Genomic DNA, 26,489 nt, shown 5'->3' with positions numbered 1-26,489 from the left:
ATCGCTCAGAAATAGCTTTGCGACCGGTCGGGTCCCCACCCCTCACTCGTCGCTTCCGCTCCGAATCGCCCGCTCGGCCGCTTCGAGCGCCTCCGCCGCGTCGAACTCGGCGACGATGGCTTCTAGTTCTTCGCGTGTCGCGCCGGCGTCCCGCAAGTCGCGCGCGTGAGCCGCGATGTTCGGCACCGCGCGCATGATGTTGTCCACGATGGGGACCGTGGCGACCCGCGCCGACCGCGACATCGGGTTGAGGTCGACGACGATTTCGACTTTGTCCATCGCGCCGAGCGCCTCGGCCCGGTCGCCGTCCTCCAGCGGGACGACGACGACGTCGGCGCTCCCGATGCCGTCGGCGTCGACCTTCGCGCGCTCGTGGTCGATGCCCGGAATCCGCCCGTCGGCGGTGAGTCCCTTGACCTCGTCCGCGCCGTGGTCGCGCAGGTGGTCGGCGATGGCCCGCATGCGCTCGTCGGTGCGGTTGAACAGGTTCACCTCGATGTCGGCGTCGACGGCCGCGGCGAGGTCGACGATTTCGCCGGGGCAGAGCGCCGCGACGTTCCCGTTGACGGAGATGACCGGCCGGTCCGCGAGCAGGAGGTGCGCCGCGGCCGCCCGCGCCGCCTCGTCCGCGCTCGGAATCGTCCGCTCGCCGAGGAGGTAGTCGAACGCCTCGCCGCGCCCCTGCGCGATGAGTCCCTGCCGGCTCGTGATACCCTTCTCGACGCCCTCCTCGATGCGGTGGCGGGTGAGAAGCGACTGGTATCTCGGGTGGCTCTCGGGAATCTCGATGTCGCTCATTGGTGGTGGGTCGTCGCCGCGGGAGTAACACGTTTTCTCATCGGGACGGGCGGGCAGACTCCCGTCGTCCGCCACCGCCCCGGTCGTCCCGCGAGCGGCCCGGTCGCCGCCTACTCGCTCCGAAGCGTCGAGCCGGCGGGGTGGACGCGACAGCGCTCCGGGTCGTAGCCGGCGTCCGACAGCCCCGACCCGACCGCGAACACCGTCTCGCCGAGCATCGCCATCGAGCCGTCGCCGCCGGCCGCGCGCACGTCCTCGATGGCGGCTTCGACCCGGTCGGTGAGCAAGTCTGCGTCGCGGGCGAACCGCCGCGACTCGGCGACGAACCGGTCGAGCGTCGGTTCGGCGCGGAGCGCTTCGAGCGCCGTCTCGCCGGCGGCGGTGAGCGCAGTCGTGTCCCCGGACAGCACGTCGGCCGTCGAGAGGCCGCCGAACGCCACGTACTCGATTTCGGGTCGCGCGGGGATGCCGTCCATCCGGCCGTAGTCCGGCGCGCCCGGTTCGACCCGGACGGGCATCCCGCCGCGGGCCTGCGCGACCACGTCGCCCAGTCCGGTCCCCGCGCGGACCTCGGCCACGTGCGCGAGGGTGACGAGTTCGTTCTCCGACCGGCCACACCCGAAGACGGCGTTCGCCGCGAGCGCCGTCCCGAGCGCCATCGCGCCCGAGACGCCGAAGCCCGCGCCCAGCGGGAGGTCGCTTTCGGCGTCGACGGCGGCGGTCACACCGAGCGCTCGAAGCACGTCCGCGACGGGCGGCATCTCGACCGCCTCGCCGTCGAGGCTGACGGTGGTCTCCTGCGCCGGTTCGACCGTCACGGTGACGCCGTGGGAGAGCGTCAGCCCCGCGCCGCGAGAGCCGGCGACCGCCGGGTCGTCGGCGGGGTGGGCGCTGAAAAACCCCGTCACGTGGCCGGGCACGAACGCCGTCGCGTCGTCGCTCATCGGTGTTTCTACGACGGGGGTCGGTTAACGGTGTTGCGTTTCGTCGCGTCCGAGTCGAACCCGCCTCGTTCGCGGTTCGCACTCAATCGCGGTCGAACTCCGTCTCCCGCTCCGCCTCGCTCGATTCGCCCTCGCGCCGGCGCGCCGTGGCCGACTCCCGAGCGTCAGCGACCGTCTCGGTCTCCAACAGCCGCTCGACTTTCGCCTCGAACTCCTCTTCTGAGAGTTCGCCGGTCGCGTAGCGCCGCCGGAGCGTTTCGAGCGCGTCTTCGGTCTCGGTCGTCATCGACTCGTCCGCGTCGTCGCCGCGGCGGGACTCGTAGATGCGCACGAGGGCTATCGCGGCGGGGAGCACGCCCGCGAAGCCGACCGGGAAGACGACCCAGAACCACGGCTCCCCGAGCGCGAGCAGGCCGAAGCCGACCAGAAAGATGAGCGCCATGACGGCACCGGCGACCAACTGTTCGAGCGCCGAGTCCTCGTCGTCGCCGGCGTCGTCGACGATTCGCTTCGAGTCGGTCATCGGTCTCCCCCGCGACGACGGTCGTGCATGGTGCTCTAACGTGTCCGGGAGATAACGACTGTTTCGCAAAAAACGGGGCGCGTCGTCGGATACGCCGTCGCCTCGGGCGACAGGCGCTGGCGGGCTGACGAGACTCGCGTGCGCTCGTCTCGTTGGTCCGTCAGGTCTTCGCCCTATGGGCTCAGGCGCTGGCGGTCGCGCGGGAACTCACTCGCAACGCGCGGCGTTGCTCCCTGTTCCCACTCGTCAGGTGCGTCTCTACGGAGAGAGACGCTGGCGGTCTCGCGGGAACACCGTCGGACTCACGTCGTTCGTCCGACGAGCACCCACTCGCAGAAACGCCTTCGTCTACGGACTCAGGCGTTGTCTGTCTCGCGGGAACTCACTCGCAAATCGAAGATTTGCTCGTTGCTCCCGCGCTCGTGTTGCGCCGTCGCCTAGGGCGACAGGCGCTGCCGGTCGCGCGGGAACAGCACAGCCTCTCGGATGTTCTCCAGTCCGAGCATCGTCATGATGAGCCGCTCGCCGCCGAGGCCGAACCCGGCGTGCGGGGGCATGCCGTACTTGAACATCTTCGTGTAGTACTCGAACGCGTCGGGGTCGAGACCCTGCTGTTCGAAGCCGGCGACGAGGTGGTCGAAGCGGTGTTCACGCTGGCCGCCCGAGACGAGCTCCATGTTCGGGTGCATCATGTCGAAGCCCGTCGAGAGCGTCTCGTCGTCGTCGTGGTCCTTGATGTAGAACGGCTTGATCTCGCTGGGCCAGTCGGTGATGAAGTAGTGCTCGCCGACGTCCTCGCCGAGCGCCTTCTCGCCCTCGGTCGGGAGGTCGTCGCCCCAGACGAGCTGTTCGTCGAGTTCGCCCGTGGCGTTGATGCGCTGGATGGCCTCCTCGTAGGTGAGCCGCGGGAACTCGCCGGACGGCGCTTCGAACTCGTCTTCGAGACCGAGCGCTTCGAGCTCGTCCTGACAGTTCTCCTCGACGGCCTCGTAGGCGGCCGTGACGACGGCCTCACACACGTCCATCGCTTCCGTGTGGTCGATGAACGCCGACTCGAAGTCGATGGAGGTCGCCTCGTTGAGGTGGCGGGGCGTGTTGTGCTCTTCGGCGCGGAAGATGGGGCCGACCTCGAAGACGCGCTCCAGACCGGAGCCGACCATCAGCTGTTTGAACAGCTGGGGCGACTGGTTCATGAACGCCTCTTTGCCGAAGTACGTGATGGGGAAGAGTTCGGTGCCGCCTTCGGTCCCCGTGGCGACGATTTTCGGCGTGTTGATCTCGGTCGCGCGGAGGTCGCGGAACTGCTCGCGGACGGCGCGCTGGACCTCGGCGCGAATCTCGAAGATGGCCTTCACTTCGTCCTTGCGGAGGTCGAGCGTGCGGTTGTCGAGGCGCGTCGAGAGCTCGGCGTCGACCTTGCCGGAGGGGTCGAGCGGGAGCTGTGCCTCGGCCTCGGCGATGACGTCGAGGCTCTCGGGCGTGACCTCGACGCCCGTCGGCGCGCGCGGCTCTTCGGCGACCTCGCCGGTCACGGAGATGACGCTCTCGCGGTGGACGCCGAGACCCGTCTCGACGAGGTCGTCGTCCATCTCGTCTTTCTCGAACTTGACCTGAATCTTGCCGGAGGTGTCCCGGAGAATCAGAAACGCGATGCCGCCGAGGTCACGGATTTCGTGGACCCAGCCGGCGACGGTGACCGTGTCACCGGGCTCGGCGTCGGCCGTGTACGTTCGGTTTCGCATACGACGTGGTTCCCGACCGTTCGTCTTAAACATCGTGTCTTCGCCTCGCTCGGAGGCGTTCGACCGTCCACTCTCTCGCCCGCTGAGTCGAACGCGAGACACGACTTCTCGTGGCAGTCGCTCCCGCGGTACTTAGTCCGCGGCGCGCGTCGCCCCGGTATGGCTCCCGACTCATCCGACGCGCCGGCGGACGAACCGCGCACCGACGACGATGCTGACACCGACGCCGACGCCGACGACGGCGACGCGCCCTCGGAGTCCGACCCGGCACCGACCGCCGCCCGCGCCGCCGACCTCGACTGGTCCGCAAGCGAACGCGGCGACCGCTTCGCGTTCCGCCGGAAGCGACTCGCCGACCGCGCCGGCGGCCGCGACCTCGGCTGTTCGCTCTACGAAGTCCCGCCCGGCAAGCGGCCGTGGCCGACGCACTACCACGAGGGTAACGAGGAGGCGCTGTACGTGCTCTCGGGGTCGGGCACGCTCCTGACGCGCGAGGGCGCGGCCGACCTCGACCTCGAACCGGACACCTACGTCGCGCTCCCCGCGGGGGCCGACTACGTCAGACAAATCGAGAACGACGGCGACGAACCGCTCCGGTACCTCGCGCTCTCGACGATGAACCACCCCGACGTGACCGTCTACCCCGACTCCGACAAAGTCGGGGTGTTCTGCGGCGCGCCGCCGGGCGGTGACAAGACCGCCCGAACGCTCCACGGCTACTTCCCGCGAGACGCCGAAGTCGGCTACTGGGACGGCGAACCGACCGACGAGGAGTGAACCGGCCGCGCGCCGGGTCACGGCGACGGCTCCGGCGCTGAGATTTATATACGAACCCGCGACCATCTCGCCTCGGACATGGACGTTTCAGACCTCGAAGCCGCGTTCGCACTCCCGCTCGCCGAAGACACCTCGGTCGACACGGCCGTCATCGGCGTCCTCTCGACGCTCGCGTCGCTCGCCACGCCGCTCGCGGGCATCTTGCTTGCGGGCTACGTCGTCCGCCTCGTTCGCGCCGGCGACCGCGAGGCGGCCGCGCTCCCGTCGTTCGACGACCTCGCCGGCATGGCCGTCGACGGCGCTCGCCTCTCGGCCGCGCTCGTCGCGCTCCAACTCCCCGCGCTCGCCCTCGCGACCGCCGCCCTTCCGGGGTCGGGGCCGTCGATTGCGATGCTCTCGTACGCGACCCACCCGGAGATGCTCGGGCTTCTCGGCCTCACCGCGCTCGACACCGCCGGACTCGTCGCGGCCGGCCTCGCCTCGCTGGCGGGTTCGTATCTCTCGCTTGCGGCGGCGGTCGCCCTCGCCCGCGAGGGGTCGCTCGCCGCGGCGATTCCGGTCACGCGCACCCTCGCGTTCGACCGCTCGTTCGTCCGCGTCGCCTCGGCCGTCGCGCTCGTCGTCTTCGTGGCCCGTCTACTCGTCGCCCTCTGCGCCGCGGTGCCGGTCGCCGGAGCCCTCCTCGCCGCGACCGCGTCGTTCCTCTTTCTCGTCGTGTCGGCGACGCTCCTCGGTCGCGGCGCGCCGGATGCGCCGTCGCCCGGCGTCGACGCGGCTCGCGAGTCGCACGCCGACGGCGTGAACGCGGAGTCGGCGGAGTCTGCGGAATCGATGATGTCGGCGGAGTCAGCGGAGTCGGTGGAGTCGACAGAGTCAGCGGAGTCGGTAGCGTCGGCGTAGAAACAGAACCCGCGCCCGTGGGGATTACTCGGCGACGAGCTCGGCCGTCGCGTCCTTCGCGCCCTCGACCGTCTCGCGCACCGCGTCGACGCCCTCGTCGTGCAGGAGATTGCCGACGACGACCGCGTCGGCGTGCTGGCCCATCTCGTAGGCCGACTCGTAGTCGTGGATGCCGCCGCCGTAGAACAGCGTCGCGTCGTCGAGCGCGTCGTGGGCCGCGCCGACCTTCTCGGGGTCGCCGTAGGTGCCCGAGTACTCGACGTAGATGATTTTCTGGCCGAACATCTTCTCGGCGACGCGGGCGAACGAGGCCACGTCATCGGCGGACTGGTCGGTGTCGGCGTCGGTGTACTCGGCGACGGACGACTCGGGGTTCAACACGATGTACGCCTCGGTGTGGGTGCGGTCCCAGTCGAGGCCGTCTTCGATGCGGACCCACTCCTTGTGCGCGCCGGTAATCCAAAACGAGTCGCTCGCGTTGAACACCGTCGGGATGAGGTAGCCGTCCAGCGCGTCGTCGTCGATGACGACGCCGGGGTTCGACGGCTCCTGATAGATGGGCACGTCGTACTTCGAGGTCGCCTCGATGACGCGCTCCATCTTCTCTTCTGTGATGTCGAGCGTGCCGCCGATTTCGAGGGCGTCGGTGCCCGTCTCACACACGTCTTCGAACGTCTCGCCGTCGACGAGGTCCTTGTCAGGGTCGATTTTGGTGATATGGTCCCAGTCTTCCCACGGATAGCTCATTGGTCGCTCTATGCTTGAGGGGGCGTAAAAAGCGTGCGGATGAATTGGACGTACATACGGCCAAGGGTGAATTTTAACCTACCTGTCACCAAATGCGGTGTACGATGGACGCTGTCGCGGCGACTGAGTACGTCGAACGCCGAGCGATGGCCCTGTCCGCAGAGGAGTTCGAGCTACTCTGCGAGTCGGTGCTCTCAGAGTCGCTTCCCCCGGCGCGGTTCTCGGTCACCGCGTTCCGTCAGGACGGCGGTATCGACATCGATGGACGCATCAGAAACTCGCTTTTGGACGTTTCGCTCGGCGTTCAGGCGAAGCAGTACGACCCACGCAACACGGTCGGTTCGCCCGCAATACAGCGATTTCAGGGTGCACTGGCCGATAGGGGATGCGACACCGGGACGGTCGTCACGACGAGTTCGTTTACCACACCAGCCGCCGAAAGCGCCGAACGAGCGGGGATACACTTGGTGGACGGCCCCGAGCTGTTCGAGTCGATGGTCGACCTTCGCGTCGGCGTTCGCCGGCAGAGTACTCAGTTCGAACCCGACGAAGAGTTCTGGAACCTGTTCGGGGAGGCCGACGAGACGGGTCCGATTCCGTCGAAACGAATCCCACTCGCCAATTCGTTCGAAACCCTCGACACGGTTCTCTTGTCCATCGGTGACTCCCGCGGCGAAAAAGACGATATCGTCGCGTCCGCGGGCGTGTCGCCCCGCCACGCGGACCTGTACGCGATTGCGGGCTGGATTCTCGGGTTCGTTCATCAAGAGTGGCCCGACGAGGGCACCCACAGACAGCGCCGCTGGTCGCTCACCCGAAGCGGCGCTCGATACGTCGCCTATCGAACGGCGGAACTCACTGATGAGGCCGAACCCCTCCTTCTCGACGGGATTCGAAACGCGGAGATAATCGAGCGGCTCGCGCACCCGCTCTCGGAGTCGGGGTCACTCGGACACGGCGAGCTCGTTGATTTCATCGCGTCCGAGTCGGAGCTATCGCGGAGTAGTGCGAAACGCCGGGCGAGTTCAGTCGGCGTTTGGCTCGCCCGACTCCCCGAAGTCTCGGTCGAAAACGGCCGCGAAAAACGCTACGTCTGGATCGAGAGTTAGTCCGCCGCCGTCTGCCACTTCCGAACCGTATCCGCACCCACGCCTTCGACTTTCGCCGCGATGTCGTCGGGCTCGGACGCCTTCAGCGTCTTCACGTCCTCGATACCGGCGTCTTTCAGTTTCTCGGCGGTCTTCGCGCCGATACCGCTGATGCTCTCTAACTCGGAGCCCCCCTCGCCGTTCTGCTGGGCTTGGTACTCGCGGTAGTTGCAGATGGGACAGCCGAGTTCCCACGGCTCGCGGTCGCCCTCGTAGGTAATCCGGAGTTCCGGGAGGTCGTGTTCCTCGCAGGACTCGTCTGTCACCTCGATGTCGCCGCGACGGGGGAGCGGAAGCGAGTAGTCGCAGTCGGGGTACCGGGTACAGCCGACGAGCCGGGATCCGGAGCGGAGCCGCTTGATAGCTAGCTCTCCGCCTTCTTCCTCCCCGCACTCGGGACACGTCCCGATGACGAGGTCGTCTTCCTCGTCGGCCTCCTCGGCCTTACAGAGCGGACAGCCGTGGACGAACGTCTTGCGGCCGGCGAGCATCTTGATGTGGTGGAGGTCGTGGTCCTCGCAGGAGTCCTCCATGATGAGCGGCTTGCCCGTGGAGGGAAGCGGGAGCGTGTAGGTGCAGTCGGGGTAGGAGTCACAGCCGATGAAGTACGAGCCGCGACGGCTCTTTCTGACGACGAGGTCGCCGCCGCAGTCGGGGCAGGTGCCGACGGTCTTGTCGGCCTTCAGCGAGTCCTGGAGCTGTTTGCCGAGCTCCTCGCGGGACTCCATCAGCCCCTCGAACACGTCTCCGAGCATCTCTTTGGACTCCTCGGTCACGTCTTCGAGGGTGGCCTCGCCGCGGGCGATAGCCAGCATGTCGGATTCGAGTTGCGAGGTCATCTCCTCGCTGACGATGAGCTTCGCGAAGTCCTCGGAGGCCTCCACGACGGCCCGCGCGAGCCGGGTCGGCCGCGGCGGGTCGCTCTCGATGTAGCCGCGGTCGTAGAGCTTCTGAATCACGTCGTGGCGGGTCGCCTTCGTCCCGATGCCCATCTGTTCCATCGTCTCGATGAGCCGCGACTGGCCGTAGCGCCGCGGGGGCTGGGTCTGCTTTGCGTCGAGGTGCGTGTCGGACAGCACGAGCGACTCGCCTTCCTCGACGTCGGGCACGAACGACTCGGTGGAGTTGAAGTACGGGTAGACGTCGTGGTAGCCGGCTTCGAGCAGGCGCTTGCCGTTGGCCTTCAGCGAGAGCCCCTCGACCTCGGCGACGACGCGGAGGTGCTCCCAGACGGCGTCCTCGGCGACGGTGGCGAAGAAGCGCCGGACGACGAGTTCGTACACGTCCCACTCGTCGTCTGTGAGGTCGGACGCGGAGGGGAGCTCGCCGGTCGGGTGAATCGGCGGGTGGTCGGTCGTCTCGTTGTCGCCCTCGGTGGGTTCGATTTCCTCCTGTTCGAGGAGGGATTCGGCGTCCTCCTTGAACCGGCGGTCGCCCTCGAACGCGCCGAGCAGTTCGCGGGGGTCGAGGTCGTCGGGGTACACCGTGTTGTCGGTCCGCGGGTAGGTGATGTAACCGGCCGTGTAGAGGTCCTCGGCGATGCTCATCGCCCGCTGGGCGGAGTAGCCGATAGAGCCGGCGGCGCGGATGAACTGCGTGGTGTTGAACGGCGCGGGCGGCGTGTCGGTCCGCGTGCGGCGGTTGACCGACGCGACTTCCGCGGCCTCGACGCCGAGGAGCGTCTGATAGGCCGACTCGGCGGACTCCTCGTCCCAGATGCGCTCGGCTTCGGTGCCGTCGTCGTCGAGGTAGAAGTACTGCGCCTCGAAGGACTCGGCGTCGCCGTCGGCGTCCTTCGTCAGCTTGGAGAACAGCTCCCAGTAGTCCTCGGGGTCGAACGCCTCGATTTCGCGCTCGCGGTCGACGATGAGCTTCAGCGTCGGCCCCTGCACGCGGCCGACCGAGATGAAGTCGTTGCCGAGCTGACGGGCCGAAAGCGAGAGGAAGCGCGTGAGCGCCGCGCCCCAGACGAGGTCGATAATCTGTCTGGCCTCGCCCGCGGCGGCGAGGTTGAAGTCGAGGTCGTCGGGGTTCTCGAACGCCTCCGTCACCTCGCGTTTCGTGATGGAGGAAAACCGCACGCGGTCGACGGGCACGTCCTCGTTCACGTCGCGGACGAGTTCGTACGCCTCCTTGCCGATGAGTTCGCCCTCGCGGTCGTAGTCGGTCGCGATGGTGACCTTCCCCGCGCGGCGGGCGAGCCGGCGGAGCGCGGCGACGATGTTCTCCTGCGTGGGATGTTTCTCGACGGGCGCGCCGATGAGTTCGACCGGCTCCACGTCGCGCCAGTCGTTGTACTCCGGCGGGAAGTCCACGCCGACGACGTGGCCCGACAGCCCGATACAGCGCTTGCCGCCCCACTTGTAGACGTTCACGCCGTTCATCCGTTCCGCGGAGGCGGTCTCGCCGCTCAGGATGTCGGCGATGCGCCTCGCGGCGTTGTCCTTCTCCGTGATGATGAGTTCCGGACCCCTGCTCATTGAGCGGCGATATGTCGGGGGTTGTCCTAAACCTTTCGTGCCGAATTCGTGCAGTAGCGGCCTCAACGCGCGCGGATACGGGCGTGCGGGTGAGCGCCCTCGCGCGCGAAGGTGTGTGTCTGCCGACGCGTCCGCGACACGCCGCGTCTCCCGGCGGATTTCGCCGATTCGCTCTGCCGACTCGTCGCTGGGACCGACGACGACACCCGAGACGACTGCGACACCCGAACGTGCCCGCGACACCAGAACCGATAACCCCTGCCCGCCGAACCTGAGACCGTGTCGGGTGATTCGCGAATCGACATGACCGAGGGGAAAATCGCCCCCAAACTGCTCTCGCTCTCGTGGCCGCTCGTCGCGGGGAACCTCCTCCAGACGCTGTACAACCTCGCGGACGTGTTCTGGGTCGGCCGCGTCGGCGCGGACGCCGTCGCCGCCGTCTCGCTCATGTTCCCGACGAGCTGGATGTTCGTCTCGACCGCGATGGGCATCACCGCCGCGACCATCGCCCTCGTCTCGCAACACGTCGGCGCGGGCGACGACCGCGAGGCCGACCGCGTCGTCGGCCAGACGGTGCTTCTCACCCTCGCCGTCTCGATCGTCCTCGCCGTCGGCGGCTTCGCGCTCAGATATCCGCTTTTGGAACTCATCGGCGCGGAGGGTGCCGTGTTCACCGAGGCGCTCGCCTACATCGAGGTCGTCTTCCTCGCACTGCCGCTCACGTTCCTGTTTTTCGCGTTCCGGGCGGCGCTCCAGGGCGCGGGCGACACGAAGACCGCGATGTGGCTCATGGTCGCCTCCGCCGGCCTCAACGTCGTTCTCGACCCGATTCTCATCCTCGGCTGGGGACCGCTCGCGGGGATGGGAACCCGCGGCGCGGCGATTGCGACGCTCATCGCCCGACTGTTCGCCACGGCCGCCGGCGTCTACATCCTCCTGCGCGGCGACTGGGGCGTCAGGCTCCGACTCGCCGACCTCCGACCCGACCCGGAACGCCTCAGAAAGCTGGTCGATATCGGCTATCCCGCGACCCTCGACGGCTGGGCGCGGAGCTTTTCGGCGGTCGTGATGGCCGCGTTCGTCGCCCGGTTCGGGCCGACGCCGACCGCGGCCTACGGTATCGGCGTCCGCCTCATGTCCGTCTCGTGGACCGTCTCCGGCGCGGTCGGGCAGGCGACGGCGACCGGCGTCGGGCAGAACCTCGGCGCGCGGACGCCCGACCGGGCCGCCTCGGTCACGTGGACCGCGATGGCGGGGACGATGGGACTGCTCTTTGCGGCCGCGGCGCTCGTCGTGGCCTTCCCGGCCGAGGCGATGCGCCTGTTTATCGGCGAACAGGCCGTCGTCGACGAGGGCGTGACGTTCCTCCGCATCGTCGCCCCGTCGTGGGCGTTCTTCGGCGGCGTGATGGTGATTCAGGGGGCGTTCCGCGGCGCGGGCGTCACGAAGGCCGCGATGGCGCTGTCGTTCCTCTCGCGGTGGATCTTCCGCGTGCCGGTCGCCCTCGCGGTCGCGTTCGCGTGGACCGTCACAGTTCCCGGAATCGGTCCCGTCTCCGGCCTCGCGCGGGGCGTCGAAGGCCTCTGGTGGGCCTACGTTATCGGCGCTGTCGCCTCCTTCGCGGTCGCCGTCGCGTGGTTCCGACTCGGCACGTGGCGCGAGGGCGTCCTCGACCGCGGGGCGACGCCGTCGGCGGGCGACGATTAGCCTCGGCCGCCTTCGACTACTCTCGGCTCCCCGCGCGACGCCGACGGGTCGTAGCCACGGCCGTCGCCTTTTGGCAAGGTAGAATCATGTATGACCGGGTACAATAGAGAGCTATGGCTCACACGCCTGAGTTACCGGACCGATACGTCTGCACCGACTGCCACGCGGTCTACGCCGGGTCGGTGAGGCACGAGGAAGGGATGTACCACTACAGTGCCCCCGACCAGTGCGCCGCCTGCGACTCGACGGAGTTCGTTCGGTTCGACCAGTACGTGAACCACGTGCTCGGCTGAGCGGCGCGACGAATCGAGGGTCGAAGGACAGAGCGAACCTGACGCGCGCCGCGTCGGTGCGGCGTCGCTTTCTGCGGTCGGTCGCGTTACTCGTCCAGTCGCTCGCGGAGCAACTGGTTCACCGTGCCGGGGTCGGCGCTCCCCTTGGACTTCTGCATGACCTGTCCGACGAGGAAGTTCAGCGCGCCGCCCTCGCCGTCGTGGTAGTCCTCGACGGCGTCGGGGTTCTCGTCGATTGCCTCTTGGACGAAGCCGCCGATTTCGTCGTCGTCGGCCTTGCCGAGACCCTCCTCGTCGACGATGGTGTCGGGGTCTTTGCCCTCGTCGAGCATCTCGCGGAGGACGATTTCCTCGGCGTTCTTCGTCGTCACCTCGTCGGCGGCGACGAGTTCGACGAGCCGCGTGAACTCGTCGAGGCGGTCCGACACGTCCGTGATGTGCATGTCGCGGTAGTTGAGTTCGCCGAGGAGGTTGTCGGCGACCCACGTCGCGGCGAGGTCGGCGTCGAACTCGGCGGCCACGTCCTCGAAGAAGTCCGCGACCTCCTTGGTCGAGGTGAGCTTCGAGGCGGACTCCTCGTCGATGCCGTACTCGGTGTGGAAGCGCTCGCGGCGGGCGTCGGGAAGCTCCGGAATCGGAATCTCCTCTTTCCAGTGGGCGACCTGGAGCGGCGGGAGGTCGGCCTCGCGGAAGTAGCGGTAGTCCTTTTCTTCTTCCTTCGAGCGCATCGAGACCGTGATTCCGCGGGACTCGTCCCAGTGGCGCGTCTCCTGTTCGACGGCGCGGCCGCGCTTGATGGCGTTCTTCTGGCGGGTGACCTCGTAGGCCAGCGCCTTCTCTGCGCCCTTGTGGCTGGAGATGTTCTTGACCTCGGTGCGGTTGGCCGCTTCGAGCGCCTCGTCGGAAATCGCGCCGTCGTCGTCGACCTCGTCGGCGGGGACGAGCGAGATGTTGGCGTCGATGCGGAGCGAGCCGTCGCGGGTGGCGTCGAACACGCCGAGGTATTCGAGCACCTCTTCGAGTTTGGCGAGGAACGCGCGGGTCTCTTGGGGGCTCCGGAAGTCGGGCTCGGTGACGATTTCGACCAGCGGCGTGCCGGCGCGGTTGTAGTTGACGAGCGTGTAGTCCGCCGTGTCGATACTGCCGCCTTTGTGCTGGAGGCTTCCCGGGTCCTCTTCGAGGTGGGCGCGGGTGATGCCGATGTCGCGGCGGGTGCCCTCGACGGACACCTCGAGCGTCCCGTCGGCGCAGATGGGCGCGTCGTACTGGGTGATCTGGAAGTTCTTGGGCAGGTCGGGGTAGTAGTAGTTCTTCCGGTGGAACCGGGTGTCCTCGGCGATGTCGGCGTTCAGCGCCTTGCCGATTTTGACCGCCGACTCCACCGCCGCCTCGTTGAGCACCGGGAGCGCGCCCGGTAGCCCGAGGCAGACGGGGCACACGCGGGTGTTCGGCTCCTCGTCCTCGGCAGGCTCGGTCGAACAGCTACAGAAAATCTTCGTGGCCGTCTCGAGTTGGACGTGGACCTCCAACCCGATGACGACCGCGAGTTCGCGCTGTTCGAGCGCTTGCGCAGTCATTGGCCGCGCTTCGACGGCGGTGGGCTAAAGACTAACGGGACTGGCCGCAGAGCCGCTCGGCCGCGGGCGGCGTCCCGGCGCGCGGCCGTCATATCCGACAGACAATCACTAACGGGGTTTTATATACCGGCGTTTCATCTCCACGATTCACAGACTTTGTTCACATATGACAAACGATACCACTGCTGATAGATGGGCACCGATTCGGACCGCCGGTCGGCTCTCGGCGCATCTCCGGACGCATCTGACGGTCCTTCTCATCGTCGTCGTCGCGGAACTCATCGGCACGATAACGTTCCCGCTCGGACCGGGACAGGTCGTGCTCCTGCCGCTTCTGTACGCGGTCGTCCTCGGCCTCGGCCTCAGTTACAGCGTCCTCGGGTCGGTCATCGAACCCCTCCGGTCGGTCGTCGACGAGGACGTGAGCCGCATCGCCTCGCCGCTTCTCGTCATCGCGCTGATGCCGCTCGGCGTCAAGTACGGGACGCTCGTCGCGCCGTCGTTCTACGACCTCGTGGCGGCCGGGCCGGCGTTCGTCTTACAGGAGTTCGGCAACCTCGGCACGATTCTCATCGCGCTCCCGCTCGCCTTGCTGTTGGGCCTCAAACGCGAGTCCATCGGCGCGGCGGTCAGCATCGCCCGCGAACCGACCCTCGGCGTCATCACCGACAAGTACGGCATCGAGTCGCCCGAGGGTCGCGGCGTCCTCGGCACCTACATGACCGGAACGGTCCTCGGAACCGTCTTCTTCGGCCTGCTCGGCGGCTTCGCCCCCGCGACGGGACTCCACCCGCTCGCGCTGTCGATGGCCTGCGGCATGGGGTCGGCGAGCATGATGACCGCCTGTTCCACGTCGCTGGCGGCGGCCGCCGGCGGCGCGGGCGTCGCCGAGGACCAGATTCTGAGCTTCGCCGCGACGAGCAACCTCCTGACCGGCATCACGGGACTCTACATGGTCATCCTCGTCGGTCTCCCGGTCATCACGCGCCTGTACGCGGTCCTCGCGCCCGTGTTCGGTCGCGACACCGCCGCGACCGACGGAGGTGAGTGAGATGTCGATGTCCACCCCGGAGTTCTCCGTCGAGTCGCTGAAGATGTTGCTCGTGGTCGCGTTCCTGACGCTGACGGCTAACTTCATCGCCACCGGCACCGGCTTCGTCGCCGCGCTCCCCGGCATGGCGCTCATCGTCCTCATCGGTCTCGTCGCCCTGCTCATGGGGCGGCTGATTCCGCTCGACCTGCCGGCGTTCGCCTACGCGATGATTCTCGCGTTCGCGCTCGCACTGCCGTTTTCGCCGGTGCAAGCGCCGTTTCTCGCCGCCGTCGGCGAGGTCGACTTCCTCGCGACGACGACGCCGATTCTCGCCTACGCGGGCCTGTCTATCGGGCTCCAGACCGGGAAGATGAAGGAGGTCAGCTGGAAGCTCGTCCTCGTGGCCGTGTTCGTCTTCTTCGGGACGTTCTTCGGCTCCGCGCTCATCTCGCAGGCCGTGCTCTCCGCACAGGGGATTATCTGATGGCGACCCCCGCAACGTCCGTGACCCTCGCAACCCCCACAACCTCCGCGACCGACCGCCGCGCGCGCCGGAGTGAGACGCGATGACCGGCGACGACCGAACCGCGGCCCTCAAAGCCCGCGTCTGCGACGCCATCGACGACCGCGCGGACGAGATTATCGCCTTCGCGAAGGACGTGCAGGCCGAACCGGAACTCGGCTACAAGGAGGTGAAGACCACCGAGAAGGTCGTCTCGCTGTTCGAAGACCTCGACCTCGACGTGGAGACGGAGCTGGCGATTACCGGCGCTCGCGCCCGCGCCGGCTCCGGTGACTTCGTCGCGGCCGTCCTCGGCGAACTCGACGCGCTCGTCAACCCGGACCACCCGCTCGCGGACCCCGAGACCGGCGCGGTCCACGCCTGCGGCCACAACGCCCAACTCGCAAACCTCGTGGGCACCGCCTTCGGCCTCGTCGGAAGCGGCGTCGTCGACGACCTCGACGGCGCGGTCGAATTCGTCGCCGTCCCGGCCGAGGAGTACCTCGACCTCGACTACCGGCGCGACCTGCTCGAAGCCGGCGACATCGAGTTCTTCGGCGGCAAGCAGGAACTCATCCGCCGCGGCTACGTCGACGACTGGGACGCCGCCGCGATGATGCACGCCGGCAGTGACACGCCCGAGCGGACGATTACGAGCGACTTCTCGACCAACGGCTTCGTCGGCAAGTTCGTCACCTACCGCGGGACCGAGGCGCACGCCGGCGCGGCCCCCGAAGAGGGCGTCAACGCGCTCAACGCCGCGATGCTCGGGATGAACGCGGTCCACGCCCAGCGCGAGCGCTTCCGCGACGAGGACCACGTCCGCGTCCACCCCATCATCACCCGCGGCGGCGACGGCGTCAACGTCGTCCCCGCCGAGGTGACGATGGAGTCGTACGTCCGCGCGGCCTCGGTCGAAGCGGTCGCGGACGCCAACGAGTCGGTCAACCGGGCGCTCGCCGCCGGCGCGATGGGCGTCGGCGGCGACGTGGAAATCGAGGACTACCCCGGCTACATGCCGCTTCGGACCGACGAGACGATAGTCGCGTTCTACGACGAGAACGCCCGCGACATCGTCGGCCCCGACGCGGTCACGGAGGGGTCGCCGCACCTCTCGGGGTCGACCGACATGGGCGACATCACGCAACTCGTCCCCGGCATCCACCCGTGGACCGGCGGCTTCGAGGGCGCGGTCCACGCCCGCGACTTCCGCGTCGTCGACGAGGAGATGGCCTACGTCATCCCCGCGAAACTCACCGCCTGCACGCTGGTCGACCTGCTCACCAGCCACGAGGCGATGGCGGCGGTCCGCGAGGCGAAAGCCGAAAAGCGCGGCCGCGAGGAGTACCTCGACGCGGTCCGGTCGCTCCGGGCGACGACGACCGAATCGTACCGCGACTGAGCGCCCGCCGACGGCAGGCCGGCGACGCCCAGAGCGACCGACGACGCGGGTCCGGGGGCGTCCCCACCCGCACACGTATCACATTTTCGGTGATTGTCTGACGCACATTTATGTCTCACGCGCGGGGCTATGTTACCCATGAGTAACCGGGTGGACGAACTCGAATCCAAAGTCGCAGAACTGCAGGCCGCCGTGAACGGGCTCACCGAGGAACTCGTCGAGACCAAAGAACGGCTTCGACAGCTCGAAGACGCCAACGACGTGGAGGTCCCCTCGCGGGCCGCGACCCGTCGCGGCGACTGGGAGACCGAAGACGACTCCGCCGCGGACGCCACTGCGGAGACCGCCGAAGCCGACGAGGTGGCGTCGGCCGACGGCGATGAGACTAAACCCGACGAGGCCGACGAGACTGACGAAGGCGACGGCGAGACGCCCGACGACGACATCATCGTCGCGTAATCGGGCGCGCCGTCCGAGCGAGCGCGCCCCGTGTTCATGCGGCGCGCTCCACCTGCGGGCGTCGCCCGCGCGAACACCAACCCATGCACATCAAAGAGCTCGTCCTTGACGGTTTCAAGAGCTTCGGGCGGCCGACTCGCATCCCGTTCTACGAGGATTTCACGGTCGTTACGGGCCCGAACGGTTCCGGAAAATCGAACATCATCGACGGCGTCCTCTTCGCGCTCGGCCTCGCCCGAACCCGCGGGATTCGCGCCGAGAAGCTGACGGACCTCATCTACAACCCCGGTCACGCCGACGGGAGCGACGAGGCCGCGAAACAGCCCAAAGAGGCCAGCGTCACGGTCGTCCTCGACAACTCCGAGGGGACGCTCGACCGCTCGCAGGTCGTCAACGCCGCCGGGACCGACAAGGTCGGAAACGCCGAGGAGATAACCATCAAGCGCCGCGTCAAGGAGACGCCGGACAACTACTACTCGTACTACTACCTCAACGAGCGCTCGGTCAACCTCTCGGACATCAAGGACCTGCTCGCGCAGGCGGGCATCACCCCCGAGGGCTACAACGTCGTCATGCAGGGCGACGTGACCGAAATCATCAACATGACGCCCTACCAGCGACGGGGCATCATCGACGAAATCGCGGGCGTCGCCGAGTTCGACGAGAAGAAAGACGCCGCCTTCGAGGAGTTGGAGGCGGTCGAAGAGCGCGTCGACGAGGCGGACCTCCGCATCGAGGAAAAGGAGACGCGCCTCGACCAGCTCGCCGACGAGCGCGAGACCGCGCTCACCTACAAGGGACTCCGCGAGGAGAAAGGGGAGTACGAGGGCTACCTGAAGGCCGCGGAACTCGAAGACAAGCGCGACGACCTCTCGCGGACCGAATCGCGCATCGAGTCCACCGAGGCCGACCTCGAAGAGTTGCAGGCCGAACTCGACGAGCGACAGGGGAAGGTCACCCGCCTCGAAGAGGACCTCGAAGACCTCACCCGCGAAATCGAGCGGAAAGGCGAGGACGAACAGCTCCGCATCAAGTCGGAGATGGAGGAGATAAAAGGCGACATCTCCCGGCTGGAGAACGCCATCGAAGCGGCCGAGGAAAAGCGCGACGACGCCGAGGCCGAGCGCCGCAAGGCGTTTATCGACATCGACCGCAAGCAAGAGCAGATAGACGACCTCGAAGACGACGTCCGCGAGGTCAAAGTCGAGAAGGCGTCGGTCAAAAGCGACATCCAGTCGAAGCGGGTCGAACTCTCCGAGGTGCAGGCCGAAATCGACTCGGTCGACACCGAGTTCGACGAGCTGAAGTCCGAACTCGCGGCGAGAAAGGAGACGCTCGACGAGCTCAAAGACGAGAAGAACGACCGCCAGCGCGCCAAGGACCGCCTGCTCGACGACGCGCGCCGCCGCTCGAACCAGATTTCGGAGACGCGGGACGAACTCGAACGCGCCCGCGAGCGCGTCCCCGAACTGAAAGCGACAATCTCCGACCTGCACAGCGAACTCGACACCGCCGAGAAGAACAAGGCGAAGATAGACGGCGTCATCGAGGACCTGCAGGCCGAGAAGGCCGACCTGAACGACGAGCTTTCGGAGGTCACGGACGAACTCCAGACCAAGCAGTCCGAGTACGCCCGCCTCGAAGCCCGCGCCGGCAAAGACGGCGACAACTCGTGGCCCCGCGCCGTCACGACCATCCTCAACGCCGGAATCTCCGGCGTCCACGGCGCGGTCGGCCAACTCGGCTCGGTCGACGGCGAGTACGCGAAAGCCTGCGAGACGGCCGCCGGCGGTCGCCTCGCCAACGTCGTCGTCGACGACGACGGCGTCGGGTCGTCCTGTATCGACCACCTGAAGTCCCGCAACGCGGGTCGCGCGACGTTCCTGCCCATCACGAAGATGGACAACCGGGGCCTCCCGCGCAAGCCGAACCGCCCCGGCGTCGTGGACTTCGCGCGCAACCTCGTCGACTACGATTCGCAGTACGAGTCGATTTTCTCGTACGTCCTCGGGTCGACGCTCGTCGTCGAGGACATGGAGACCGCCCGCGACCTGATGGGCGACTACCGCATGGTCACCCTCGACGGCGACCTCGTGGAGCGCTCCGGCGCGATGACCGGCGGCTCCGGCGGCGGCTCTCGCTACTCGTTTTCGAAGTCCGGCGAGGGCAAACTCGAACGCCTCGCCAAGGAGATTACCAAGCTCGAAGACCGCCGTCGCTCGCTCAACGAGGAGATTCGGGACATCGACGACGACCTCGACGACGCCCGCGGGCGGGCCTCCGACGCCGCCGACCGCGTCCGGACAATCGAGCGCGAAATCGAGGACGCAGAAGGCGATATCGAGGACGCCGAAGCAGAAATCGACCGGCTGAACGACCGCCTCGACGAACTCCAGTCCGAACGCGAGTCGGTGGACGAACAGATGTCCGACCTCGACGACGAAATCGCCGACCTCGACGACGAAATCGAGACGGTCGAGGCCGCAATCGAGGACATCGAGACCGAGCTCGCGGACTCCGAGATTCCGAAGCTCACCGCCCGCGCCGACGAGATTCGCGCGGACATCGACGACCTCGAAGACCGGATGTCCACGCTCGACGGCCGGCTCAACGAGGTTCAGCTCGAAAAGCAGTACGCGGAAGACGCGGTCGACGACCTCCACGACACGGTCGAGGCCGCCCAGAACCGCAAGGCTGAGGCCCGAAACTCCATCTCCGAGGCGGAGTCGAAAATCGAGGAGCGCGAGGGCGACCTCGAAGCCAAGCGCGAGGCGGTCGCCGAACTCGAGGAGGAACTGGTCGACCTCAAGGAGGACCGCACGGAGCTACAGGACGACCTCCGCGAGGCCCGGAGCGCCCGCGACGAGAAGAAAGACCGGGTGAACGCGGTCGAATCGAAGCTCGAAAGCATGCGCTCGGCCGCCGAGCGCCTCGAGTGGGAAATCGACGAACTCCAGTCGCAGGTCGGCGACTACGACCCCGAGGAGATTCCCGACCACGACACCGTCGAATCCGAAATCGAGCGCCTCACCGAGGAGATGGAGGCGCTCGAACCCGTCAACATGCTCGCAATCGACGAGTACGACGACGTGAAAGCCGACCTCGAAGACCTCCGGGAGCGCCGCGACGTGCTGGTCGAAGAGCGCGACGCCATCGCCGACCGCATCGACCAGTACGAGTCCCAGAAGAAGGCGACGTTCATGGAGTCGTTCGACGCCATCGCCGAGAACTTCACCGACATCTTCGAGCGCCTGTCGAACGGGACGGGCCACCTCCAGTTGGAGAACCCCGAAGACCCCTTCGAGGAGGGCTTGACGATGAAGGCCCAACCGGGCGACAAGCCCATCCAGCGCCTCGACGCCATGTCCGGCGGCGAGAAGTCGCTGACGGCGCTCGCCTTCATTTTCGCCATCCAGCGGCACAATCCCGCGCCGTTCTACGCGCTCGACGAGGTGGACGCCTTCCTCGACGCCGCGAACGCCGAGCGCGTCGGTCAGATGGTCGACGACCTCGCGGGCGACGCGCAGTTCGTCGTCGTCTCGCACCGCTCCGCGCTCCTCGAACGCGCCGAGCGCGCCATCGGCGTGACGATGCAGGGCGACAACGTCAGCGCCGTCACGGGCATCCAGTTCGGCGGCGACGAGGCCGGAAGCGACGGAAGCGACGCGGACGGGTCGGGCGGCGACGACAGCGGCGGCGACGACTCCGATGACGCGGACGGTGGTGACGACGGCGAGGCCGACGCCGACGTGGAAGCGGAGGTTCCGGCGGATGACTGACGACATTCCCGAACTGAACCTCTCCCGCGGGCGCGGCGAACGCGACGCGAGCGACAGCGACGACGACGCGGTCTTCTCGTTCGCCGGCGACGACGCCGCTTCGGACGCCGCCCCTGACGGCTCTCCCGCCCCCGCCGAACCCGACGCGATGGACGAGGTGCTTCCCGAGGACGTCTCGGAGACCGACGACGACGAGGTCGAACCGGTCGAACTCCTCGTCCAACTCGCCAAGGAGGGGACTATCGACCCGTGGGACATCGACATCGTGGAGGTCACGGACGCCTTCCTGAATCGCCTCGACGCGATGGACCTCCGAACGACCGGCCGGGCGCTGTTCTACGCGAGCGTTCTCCTTCGGATGAAGTCCGACGAACTCCTCGCGCCGGACGAACCCGACGAGGAGGAACTCGAACCGTGGGAACTCGCGCTACAGGGCGGCGACGAGGGCCACCCCGGCGACCCCGGCGACGGCGGCGGGCAACCCGGCTTCGACCCCATCGACGCGCTGGAAGACGAGATGGACCGTCGGCTCGAACGCAAGAACGCCCGCGGGTCGCCGGAGACGCTGGACGAACTCGTCCGCGAACTCCGGGAGGTCGAACGCGGGTCGTGGTGGAAGCGCCGCCGCGAGTACGACACCTCCGAGTCGCCGCGCGGCTTCTCCCGCGGAACGCAGACGCTCGACTACCACACGCCCGGCGAGATGCGCGGCGCGGGCGAACCCACCGAAGACGACGTGACGGGGACCGCCCACAACGAGGACATCGAGGCGGTCGTCGAAGCGGTCGGCGACGTGCTCGCCACCCACTACGAGAAGGGCCGCGACGAGGTGCTGTTCGCCGAGATACGCGACGTGGCCGACACCGTGATGACGACCTACCTCGCGCTCCTGTTTCTGTCCCACCGGGGCACGGTCTACCTCAAGCAGGACGACCTGTTCGGCGACCTCTGGATTCGGAACCCCGAGGTGTTCGACGCCGACCCCGGCGCGGGGTCGGAGGTCGATTCGGACGCGGCGGACGCCGACAGAGCGGACCCGGAGGCGGTCGACCGCGGTCCCGACGCCGCCGCCGACGACGGTGACGACGCCGACGACCCCGAACTCGAAGCCGAGGCCATCGCGGACGACTAGCTATTTTATCCGACCAGCCGTCAGTCTCGGTCGTGCCCCATCCGACCCTGCTCTCCAGCACGCTCAGACGGCTGACGGTCGCGGTCTCGCTTATCACGTCGACGCTGTTCGCGGCGCTCGCGGCGGCTATCTTGTTCCCCCAGTCGGCTATCTGGACGTGGGCGCTCCTGTTTTTCTTTCCCATCTTCTGGTTGCACTGCTACGTCCCCGGCTACGTCTCGTACAGTCCGACCTCGTTCGGTCGCGTCCGCGAGGTGGTCACGTCGCCGGGGTCGGTCCGCGAGTGCGTCGTCTGCGGCGAGGCCGACGACCGAGGCGTCGTCCGGGAGTTCAGCACGCAGTTCGTCGTCGCGGGCGTCCCGCTCGCGACGACCGACAGCGGCGAAAACGAGTACTGCGCGGGCTGTCACGCGGTCGAGTTCTCGCCGACCGACGAGGCGGCGCGTGGCGAAACCGAGGTCGCGGAGTCGGAGGACGACTCGGGGGAATCCGCAGAACTGAACGACTGAGGCCGGCTCAGTCGACGTACTGGTCGATGAGCGGCGCGAGCTTTTCTTTCGTCTCGGCGGGGATGGCGTCGTCGGGCGTGTTGATGGTCCCGTCGAGCGCGGAGTGGCTGTCGGTCTCGTGGCCGTCGGGAATCTTGCGGATGGCGGCCTCGACGGTCTCCTTGATGGCCTCCTCGTTGGCGGCGGCGTTCTTCAGCACCTCGTCGAGGGTGACTTCGCTGTCTTCCTTCCAGACGTCGTAGTCGGTGACGCCGGTGATGGTCGCGTAGGCCATCTCGGCCTCGCGGGCGAGTTTGGCTTCCGGGATGGTCGTCATGCCGATGACGTCCCAGCCCTGCGCGCGGTAGTGCTCGCTTTCGGCCTTCGTGGAGTACGACGGCCCCTCGATGCAGACGTAGGTGCCGCCTTCTTGGACCTGCGCGTCGGTCGCCTCCGCGGCGGCCTCGGCGAGGATGGAGACGAGTTCCTCGTCGTACGGCATCGCGAAGGGCTGGTGGACGACGATGCCCTCGTCGAAGAACGTAAGCGGGCGGTGTTTCGTGCGGTCGTAAATCTGGTCGGGGACGACGAGCGTCTGGGGCGGCAGGTCTTCTTTGAGGCTCCCGACGGCGTTGCTGGCGAGGACGTGGGTGACGCCGAGTTTCTTGAGCGCGAAGATGTTCGCGCGGTAGGGAAGCGTCGTCGGCGAGTGCTGGTGGTCCGGGCCGTGTCGCGGGAGGAAGACGACCTCGCGGCCGGTGTCGCCGAACTCGCCGACGACGGGCGTCGTCGAGGGCTCGCCGAACGGCGTCTCGACGGGTTCTTCGCGGGTGTTCTCCAGCGGGAGCGCCTCGTAGATACCACTGCCACCGATGAATCCGATTTTCATACTCGAAGGTCGGGCAGAGCGCACAAAATCGTGGCGAATCCGGGGCTACACCACGACGCCGTGGTTCAACAGGTAGATGAGCACCGACAGCGCGGGCACGCTGAGAAGCGTCGTCGCGAAGACGGCCGCGGAGACGAACTCCGCGAGCGAGGTGGCCGAGCCGGTCCCCGAGGCGTCGCCGAACTCCGCGACGAGGATGAGCGGCGTGACCGCGGCGGGCATCGCGGATTCGAGGACGAACGTCCGCGCGACCGTCGGGTCGCCGAAGCCGGCGACGAGCGCGACGCCGACCGCGACCGCGGGGGCGACGACTATCTTGAGCGCGGCGACGACGCCGACCTCCGAGAGCGTCGAGCCGAGGTCGGCTCCCGCGAGCTGGATGCCGAGGATGAGAAGCATCATCGGAATCGACGAGTCGCCGACGAGCCTGAGCGTCTCCATCGCGGGGACGCCCGTCGGCGGGACGACGCCGAGCCAGCGGGCCGCGAGCGCGGCGACGACGGCGTAGACGAGCGGGATGCGGACGATGCGTTCGAGGCCGACGCGCCACCCCGGCGCGCCGCCGTCGCGGTCGGCCCCGCGACCGGCGATGTACACGCCTAACGTGTAGATGAGGACGCTCTGGACGGCGAGGTAGACGACGGCCGTCGAGCGGCCGGTGTCGCCGAAGGCGAACGAACTGACGGGGATGCCGTAGTTCCCCGAGTTCGGAAAGGCGGCGACGAGAACGAGCGCGCCGAGGAGGGGCTCGGAGACGCCCGCGAGCCGGGCGACGCCGCCCGCGACGAGGAGCATGGCGACGTGGTAGGCGACGACGCCGGCGGTGATGGTCGCCAGCGTCTCTCCGGCGAGTTCGGTCGTCGCGAGGCTGTAGAACACGAGCACCGGCGCGAGGACGTACACCGTGACCGTGTTGAGCGGCTCGGGGTCCACGTCGCGGACGCGGCCGAGGAGAAAGCCGACCGCGCCGATGGCGAGAATCGGGAGAAGCGCGCTGACGAAGATAGAAAACAGCGACATGCGCGTGCCGACGAGCGTCACGCAAACGAACGTTTCGCTTCGGGCGAGACCGGGCGGTGGGCGACTGTGAGGGGTCGGAGGGACGTCGAAGCAGACGGTCGAAGCGGCCGGATACGTGGTCCTGTTGAAATTCTCGTCTGATGATAGCTTATCGAGGCTGTGCTGAATTCCCGGTGCGAGTCTTGTGTCCAGTGTCCGTGCGAACAGTCTGCTACCGGCGTGTACAGCCTCTCTGTCTCGTTCTTGCCGAAACGAGCCGTCGGAGTCGAACCGGCTAAACGTCCGAAATAGCTGACCGTACGAAATATCATCGATTTAGTATATATGCTCAGGAGTCGTCGTTACGGTGAGGTTTGTAATGTCTACAAAACGCGTAGCAGCCGAAGACGACGTCCGAGCCGCATCCGACCAGTTCTACGGGGCACTAGAAGCGATGGCGAACGGGAACGCCGACTCCATGGCGGACATCTGGTCACACGAGGACGACGTGACGACCATGCATCCAATCGGTGGGCGGGAAACGGGATGGGAGGCCGTCTCCGGGTCCTTCGCCGGCGTCGCATCGGCGAGTTCGGATGGCACGGTCACCCGGTCGGACCAGGCCATCCGCGTCATCGGCGACGCCGCGTACGAACTCTGTACTGAGTCGGTGTCGTGGACGTTTGCGGGTGAACCGATGTCTCTGGAGGGCCGGACGACCAACGTCTACCGGAAGGAGAAAGGCGACTGGAAGGTCGTCCATCACCACGCCGACCTCCACGCCGAGTTCGCCGAGAAAGTGGCGAACATGGGTGCCTGAGCGACCGACCGCCGGACGTCCGTACGATTCGACGGCCGCTTCGCCCGACATCCGGTCCTGTTTTCGCCCGTGAGCCGCGACGGCGTCTCTACGGGCGGTCGCAACTGCGCACTACATCCGCCGTCTGAGTCACACTCGCCCTGTCGACCTCAAGAGAATTCAACAGCGTCGAAGCAGTCGAACGAGGCCGGAGCGAGCGAGCGACCCCGCGTTCAGGCTCCGACGCCGTCGTTTTCGAGGAGTCGCCACGCGCCGTCGCCGGTGGACTCGACGTAGCCGCGGCGCTCCATCTCGGACATGACTTCCGGCATCCGGTCGGGTTGGGCGATCTCCATCTCGATGCGGTCCACGTCGTGGAACTCCGCGAGGTAGTGGCGGACGTCTTCGAGTTCGAACGTGTCGTCGTCGGCTTTCGCCATGACGCCCGAGGTGAGGTCTATCATGTCTTCGATGAAGTTCCACGGGTAGACGACCCACGCCCACGCTTCGAGGCGCTCGCCGACGTAGTCGGGTTCGAACTCGCTGGTCTGGAGGAGTTGGAGCGTCGCGGTCCGGACCTCGCCCGCGTTGCGCTCGTTGACGTACTCGTGTGCGCGCTTGATGGAGCCGCCGGTGTCGGCGATGTCGTCGATGATGAGCACGTCTTTGCCCTCGACGCTCCCTTCCGGCATCGGGTAGCGGACCTCCGGCTCGTTCGACTTCTGGGCCGTCCCGACGTAGTGTTCCATCTTCAGGCTCGTCAGGTCGTCCAGCCCGAGGAAGTCACAGATACACCGGCCCGCGAACCAGCCGCCGCGGGCCAACGCGACGATGACGTCGGGTTCGAACTCGGATGTCTTGACCTCGTCCGAAACGTCGCGGCAGAGGCCGTAGATGTACTCCCAGTTCGTGATAGTACAGTTAAACTCGTCGGGGAGGTCGCCCATATCTTCCGTTCACCGTGCGTACTGCCGCGCCTGACGCCCTTTAATCTGTACGACTCGCCCCGCCCGTGTGTCGGCGTGCCAAAACCGCTCGAACCGGCGTTATTCAACAACTAACCGGGAAATCCGTCGTTCAGGCGGACACTAACGCATGTTAACAAGGGGCATAGTTATATCGAGCGCAGGAGTATGCGGATTTGTAGGTGAAACAGGAATGCACACGTGTGGTAACTGTGGTGAGTTCGTCTCCCGCGACTTCGTCCGCGTCTTCGGCAACGACATGGACGAGGTCGTCGGGTGTCCCGGCTGTATGAACATGCGCGAAGTGATGCAGGGCGACGGCGCGGCTCAAACGAGCGGCCGCGTCCGGTGGACCCGCGCGTGAATCGGTCGCGGTCGACCAACTCGCGCCCGAACCGCGCCCGCT

General features: G+C 67.2%; 24 protein-coding genes. 14 read left to right on the top strand and 10 right to left on the bottom strand.

Annotation, left to right across the window (positions count from 1 at the left end; translation table 11 throughout):
- Positions 1-42 precede the first annotated feature (42 nt).
- From C438_RS14045 to aspS, 4 genes are all read right to left on the bottom strand, one after another.
- On the bottom strand, positions 43-798 hold the full coding sequence (locus C438_RS14045) for a 4-phosphopantoate--beta-alanine ligase (protein WP_004970168.1): 756 nt from the start codon (positions 796-798) through the stop codon (positions 43-45).
- A 110-nt stretch (positions 799-908) separates the two neighbouring features.
- Positions 909-1,742, bottom strand: coding sequence for a pantoate kinase (locus tag C438_RS14040; protein WP_004970166.1), 834 nt, complete (start codon positions 1,740-1,742; stop codon positions 909-911).
- 82 nt (positions 1,743-1,824) lie between these two features.
- Complete coding sequence (locus C438_RS14035; protein WP_004970165.1) at positions 1,825-2,265, bottom strand: SHOCT domain-containing protein; 441 nt, start codon at positions 2,263-2,265, stop codon at positions 1,825-1,827.
- Between the two features lie 437 nt (positions 2,266-2,702).
- Positions 2,703-4,007: an aspartate--tRNA(Asn) ligase gene (aspS, locus tag C438_RS14030; RefSeq protein WP_004970163.1), complete on the bottom strand. Its 1,305-nt coding sequence runs from the start codon at positions 4,005-4,007 to the stop codon at positions 2,703-2,705.
- A gap of 159 nt (positions 4,008-4,166) precedes the next feature.
- On the opposite strand from aspS, the gene C438_RS14025 reads away from it, so the two are divergent.
- A complete protein-coding gene (locus tag C438_RS14025) occupies positions 4,167-4,784 on the top strand; it encodes a cupin domain-containing protein (RefSeq protein ID WP_004970161.1) in 618 nt (205 codons plus the stop codon).
- A 78-nt stretch (positions 4,785-4,862) separates the two neighbouring features.
- Positions 4,863-5,684: a DUF4013 domain-containing protein gene (locus tag C438_RS14020; RefSeq protein WP_004970158.1), complete on the top strand. Its 822-nt coding sequence runs from the start codon at positions 4,863-4,865 to the stop codon at positions 5,682-5,684.
- A 24-nt stretch (positions 5,685-5,708) separates the two neighbouring features.
- On the opposite strand, the gene C438_RS14015 is transcribed toward C438_RS14020, so the two are convergent.
- On the bottom strand, positions 5,709-6,431 hold the full coding sequence (locus C438_RS14015) for a phosphoglycerol geranylgeranyltransferase (RefSeq protein ID WP_004970156.1): 723 nt from the start codon (positions 6,429-6,431) through the stop codon (positions 5,709-5,711).
- A gap of 104 nt (positions 6,432-6,535) precedes the next feature.
- On the opposite strand from C438_RS14015, the gene C438_RS14010 reads away from it, so the two are divergent.
- On the top strand, positions 6,536-7,540 hold the full coding sequence (locus C438_RS14010) for a restriction endonuclease (protein ID WP_004970155.1): 1,005 nt from the start codon (positions 6,536-6,538) through the stop codon (positions 7,538-7,540).
- On the opposite strand, the gene C438_RS14005 is transcribed toward C438_RS14010, so the two are convergent.
- On the bottom strand, positions 7,537-10,059 hold the full coding sequence (locus C438_RS14005; protein ID WP_004970153.1) for a DNA topoisomerase I: 2,523 nt from the start codon (positions 10,057-10,059) through the stop codon (positions 7,537-7,539). The two genes, C438_RS14010 and C438_RS14005, sit on opposite strands and share 4 nt — an antisense overlap.
- Positions 10,060-10,338: 279 nt before the next feature.
- Between C438_RS14005 and C438_RS14000 the strand changes: the two genes are divergently transcribed.
- Positions 10,339-11,766: an MATE family efflux transporter gene (locus tag C438_RS14000; RefSeq protein WP_004970150.1), complete on the top strand. Its 1,428-nt coding sequence runs from the start codon at positions 10,339-10,341 to the stop codon at positions 11,764-11,766.
- 113 nt (positions 11,767-11,879) lie between these two features.
- Positions 11,880-12,059 carry a hypothetical protein gene (locus C438_RS13995; protein ID WP_049918082.1) on the top strand — a complete coding sequence of 60 codons (180 nt, stop codon included), beginning with the start codon at positions 11,880-11,882 and terminating at the stop codon, positions 12,057-12,059.
- Between the two features lie 86 nt (positions 12,060-12,145).
- On the opposite strand, the gene gatB is transcribed toward C438_RS13995, so the two are convergent.
- A complete protein-coding gene (gene gatB / locus C438_RS13990; protein WP_004970148.1) occupies positions 12,146-13,636 on the bottom strand; it encodes an Asp-tRNA(Asn)/Glu-tRNA(Gln) amidotransferase subunit GatB in 1,491 nt (496 codons plus the stop codon).
- A 166-nt stretch (positions 13,637-13,802) separates the two neighbouring features.
- Between gatB and C438_RS13985 the strand changes: the two genes are divergently transcribed.
- The 7 genes from C438_RS13985 (at position 13,803) to C438_RS13955 (ending at position 22,452) form a co-directional block, all read left to right on the top strand.
- Positions 13,803-14,687, top strand: coding sequence for a DUF3100 domain-containing protein (locus tag C438_RS13985; protein ID WP_004970146.1), 885 nt, complete (start codon positions 13,803-13,805; stop codon positions 14,685-14,687).
- Between the two features lies 1 nt (position 14,688).
- Entirely contained in the window at positions 14,689-15,153 is a 465-nt protein-coding gene (locus C438_RS13980; RefSeq protein ID WP_004970144.1) for a hypothetical protein, read from the top strand.
- 82 nt (positions 15,154-15,235) lie between these two features.
- A complete protein-coding gene (locus C438_RS13975; protein ID WP_004970143.1) occupies positions 15,236-16,573 on the top strand; it encodes an amidohydrolase in 1,338 nt (445 codons plus the stop codon).
- Between the two features lie 138 nt (positions 16,574-16,711).
- A complete protein-coding gene (locus C438_RS13970) occupies positions 16,712-17,032 on the top strand; it encodes a DUF7518 family protein (RefSeq protein ID WP_049918080.1) in 321 nt (106 codons plus the stop codon).
- Between the two features lie 83 nt (positions 17,033-17,115).
- On the top strand, positions 17,116-20,811 hold the full coding sequence (gene smc, locus C438_RS13965; protein WP_004970139.1) for a chromosome segregation protein SMC: 3,696 nt from the start codon (positions 17,116-17,118) through the stop codon (positions 20,809-20,811).
- Positions 20,804-21,943, top strand: a complete 1,140-nt coding sequence (locus C438_RS13960; RefSeq protein ID WP_049918125.1) for a segregation and condensation protein A — start codon at positions 20,804-20,806, stop codon at positions 21,941-21,943. Before smc ends, C438_RS13960 begins: the two co-directional genes overlap by 8 nt.
- Before the next feature lie 32 nt (positions 21,944-21,975).
- Positions 21,976-22,452 (top strand): hypothetical protein, encoded by a 477-nt coding sequence (locus C438_RS13955; protein WP_004970135.1) that lies wholly within the window; start codon positions 21,976-21,978, stop codon positions 22,450-22,452.
- A 7-nt stretch (positions 22,453-22,459) separates the two neighbouring features.
- On the opposite strand, the gene mtnP is transcribed toward C438_RS13955, so the two are convergent.
- Positions 22,460-23,320 carry an S-methyl-5'-thioadenosine phosphorylase gene (gene mtnP, locus C438_RS13950; RefSeq protein ID WP_004970133.1) on the bottom strand — a complete coding sequence of 287 codons (861 nt, stop codon included), beginning with the start codon at positions 23,318-23,320 and terminating at the stop codon, positions 22,460-22,462.
- A gap of 45 nt (positions 23,321-23,365) precedes the next feature.
- Positions 23,366-24,361, bottom strand: a complete 996-nt coding sequence (locus C438_RS13945; RefSeq protein ID WP_004970131.1) for an AEC family transporter — start codon at positions 24,359-24,361, stop codon at positions 23,366-23,368.
- Between the two features lie 337 nt (positions 24,362-24,698).
- Between C438_RS13945 and C438_RS13940 the strand changes: the two genes are divergently transcribed.
- Positions 24,699-25,139: a YybH family protein gene (locus tag C438_RS13940; RefSeq protein ID WP_239640690.1), complete on the top strand. Its 441-nt coding sequence runs from the start codon at positions 24,699-24,701 to the stop codon at positions 25,137-25,139.
- Positions 25,140-25,351: 212 nt separating this feature from the next.
- On the opposite strand, the gene C438_RS13935 is transcribed toward C438_RS13940, so the two are convergent.
- Positions 25,352-26,065: a phosphoribosyltransferase gene (locus C438_RS13935; protein ID WP_004970128.1), complete on the bottom strand. Its 714-nt coding sequence runs from the start codon at positions 26,063-26,065 to the stop codon at positions 25,352-25,354.
- A 211-nt stretch (positions 26,066-26,276) separates the two neighbouring features.
- On the opposite strand from C438_RS13935, the gene C438_RS19745 reads away from it, so the two are divergent.
- Positions 26,277-26,447: a DUF7563 family protein gene (locus tag C438_RS19745; RefSeq protein ID WP_004970126.1), complete on the top strand. Its 171-nt coding sequence runs from the start codon at positions 26,277-26,279 to the stop codon at positions 26,445-26,447.
- The last annotated feature ends 42 nt before the right edge of the window (positions 26,448-26,489 follow it).

It is taken from the genome of Haloferax denitrificans ATCC 35960, from assembly GCF_000337795.1.
Lineage (GTDB): Archaea > Halobacteriota > Halobacteria > Halobacteriales > Haloferacaceae > Haloferax > Haloferax denitrificans.
This window is presented reverse-complemented; position numbering and strand designations above follow the sequence as displayed.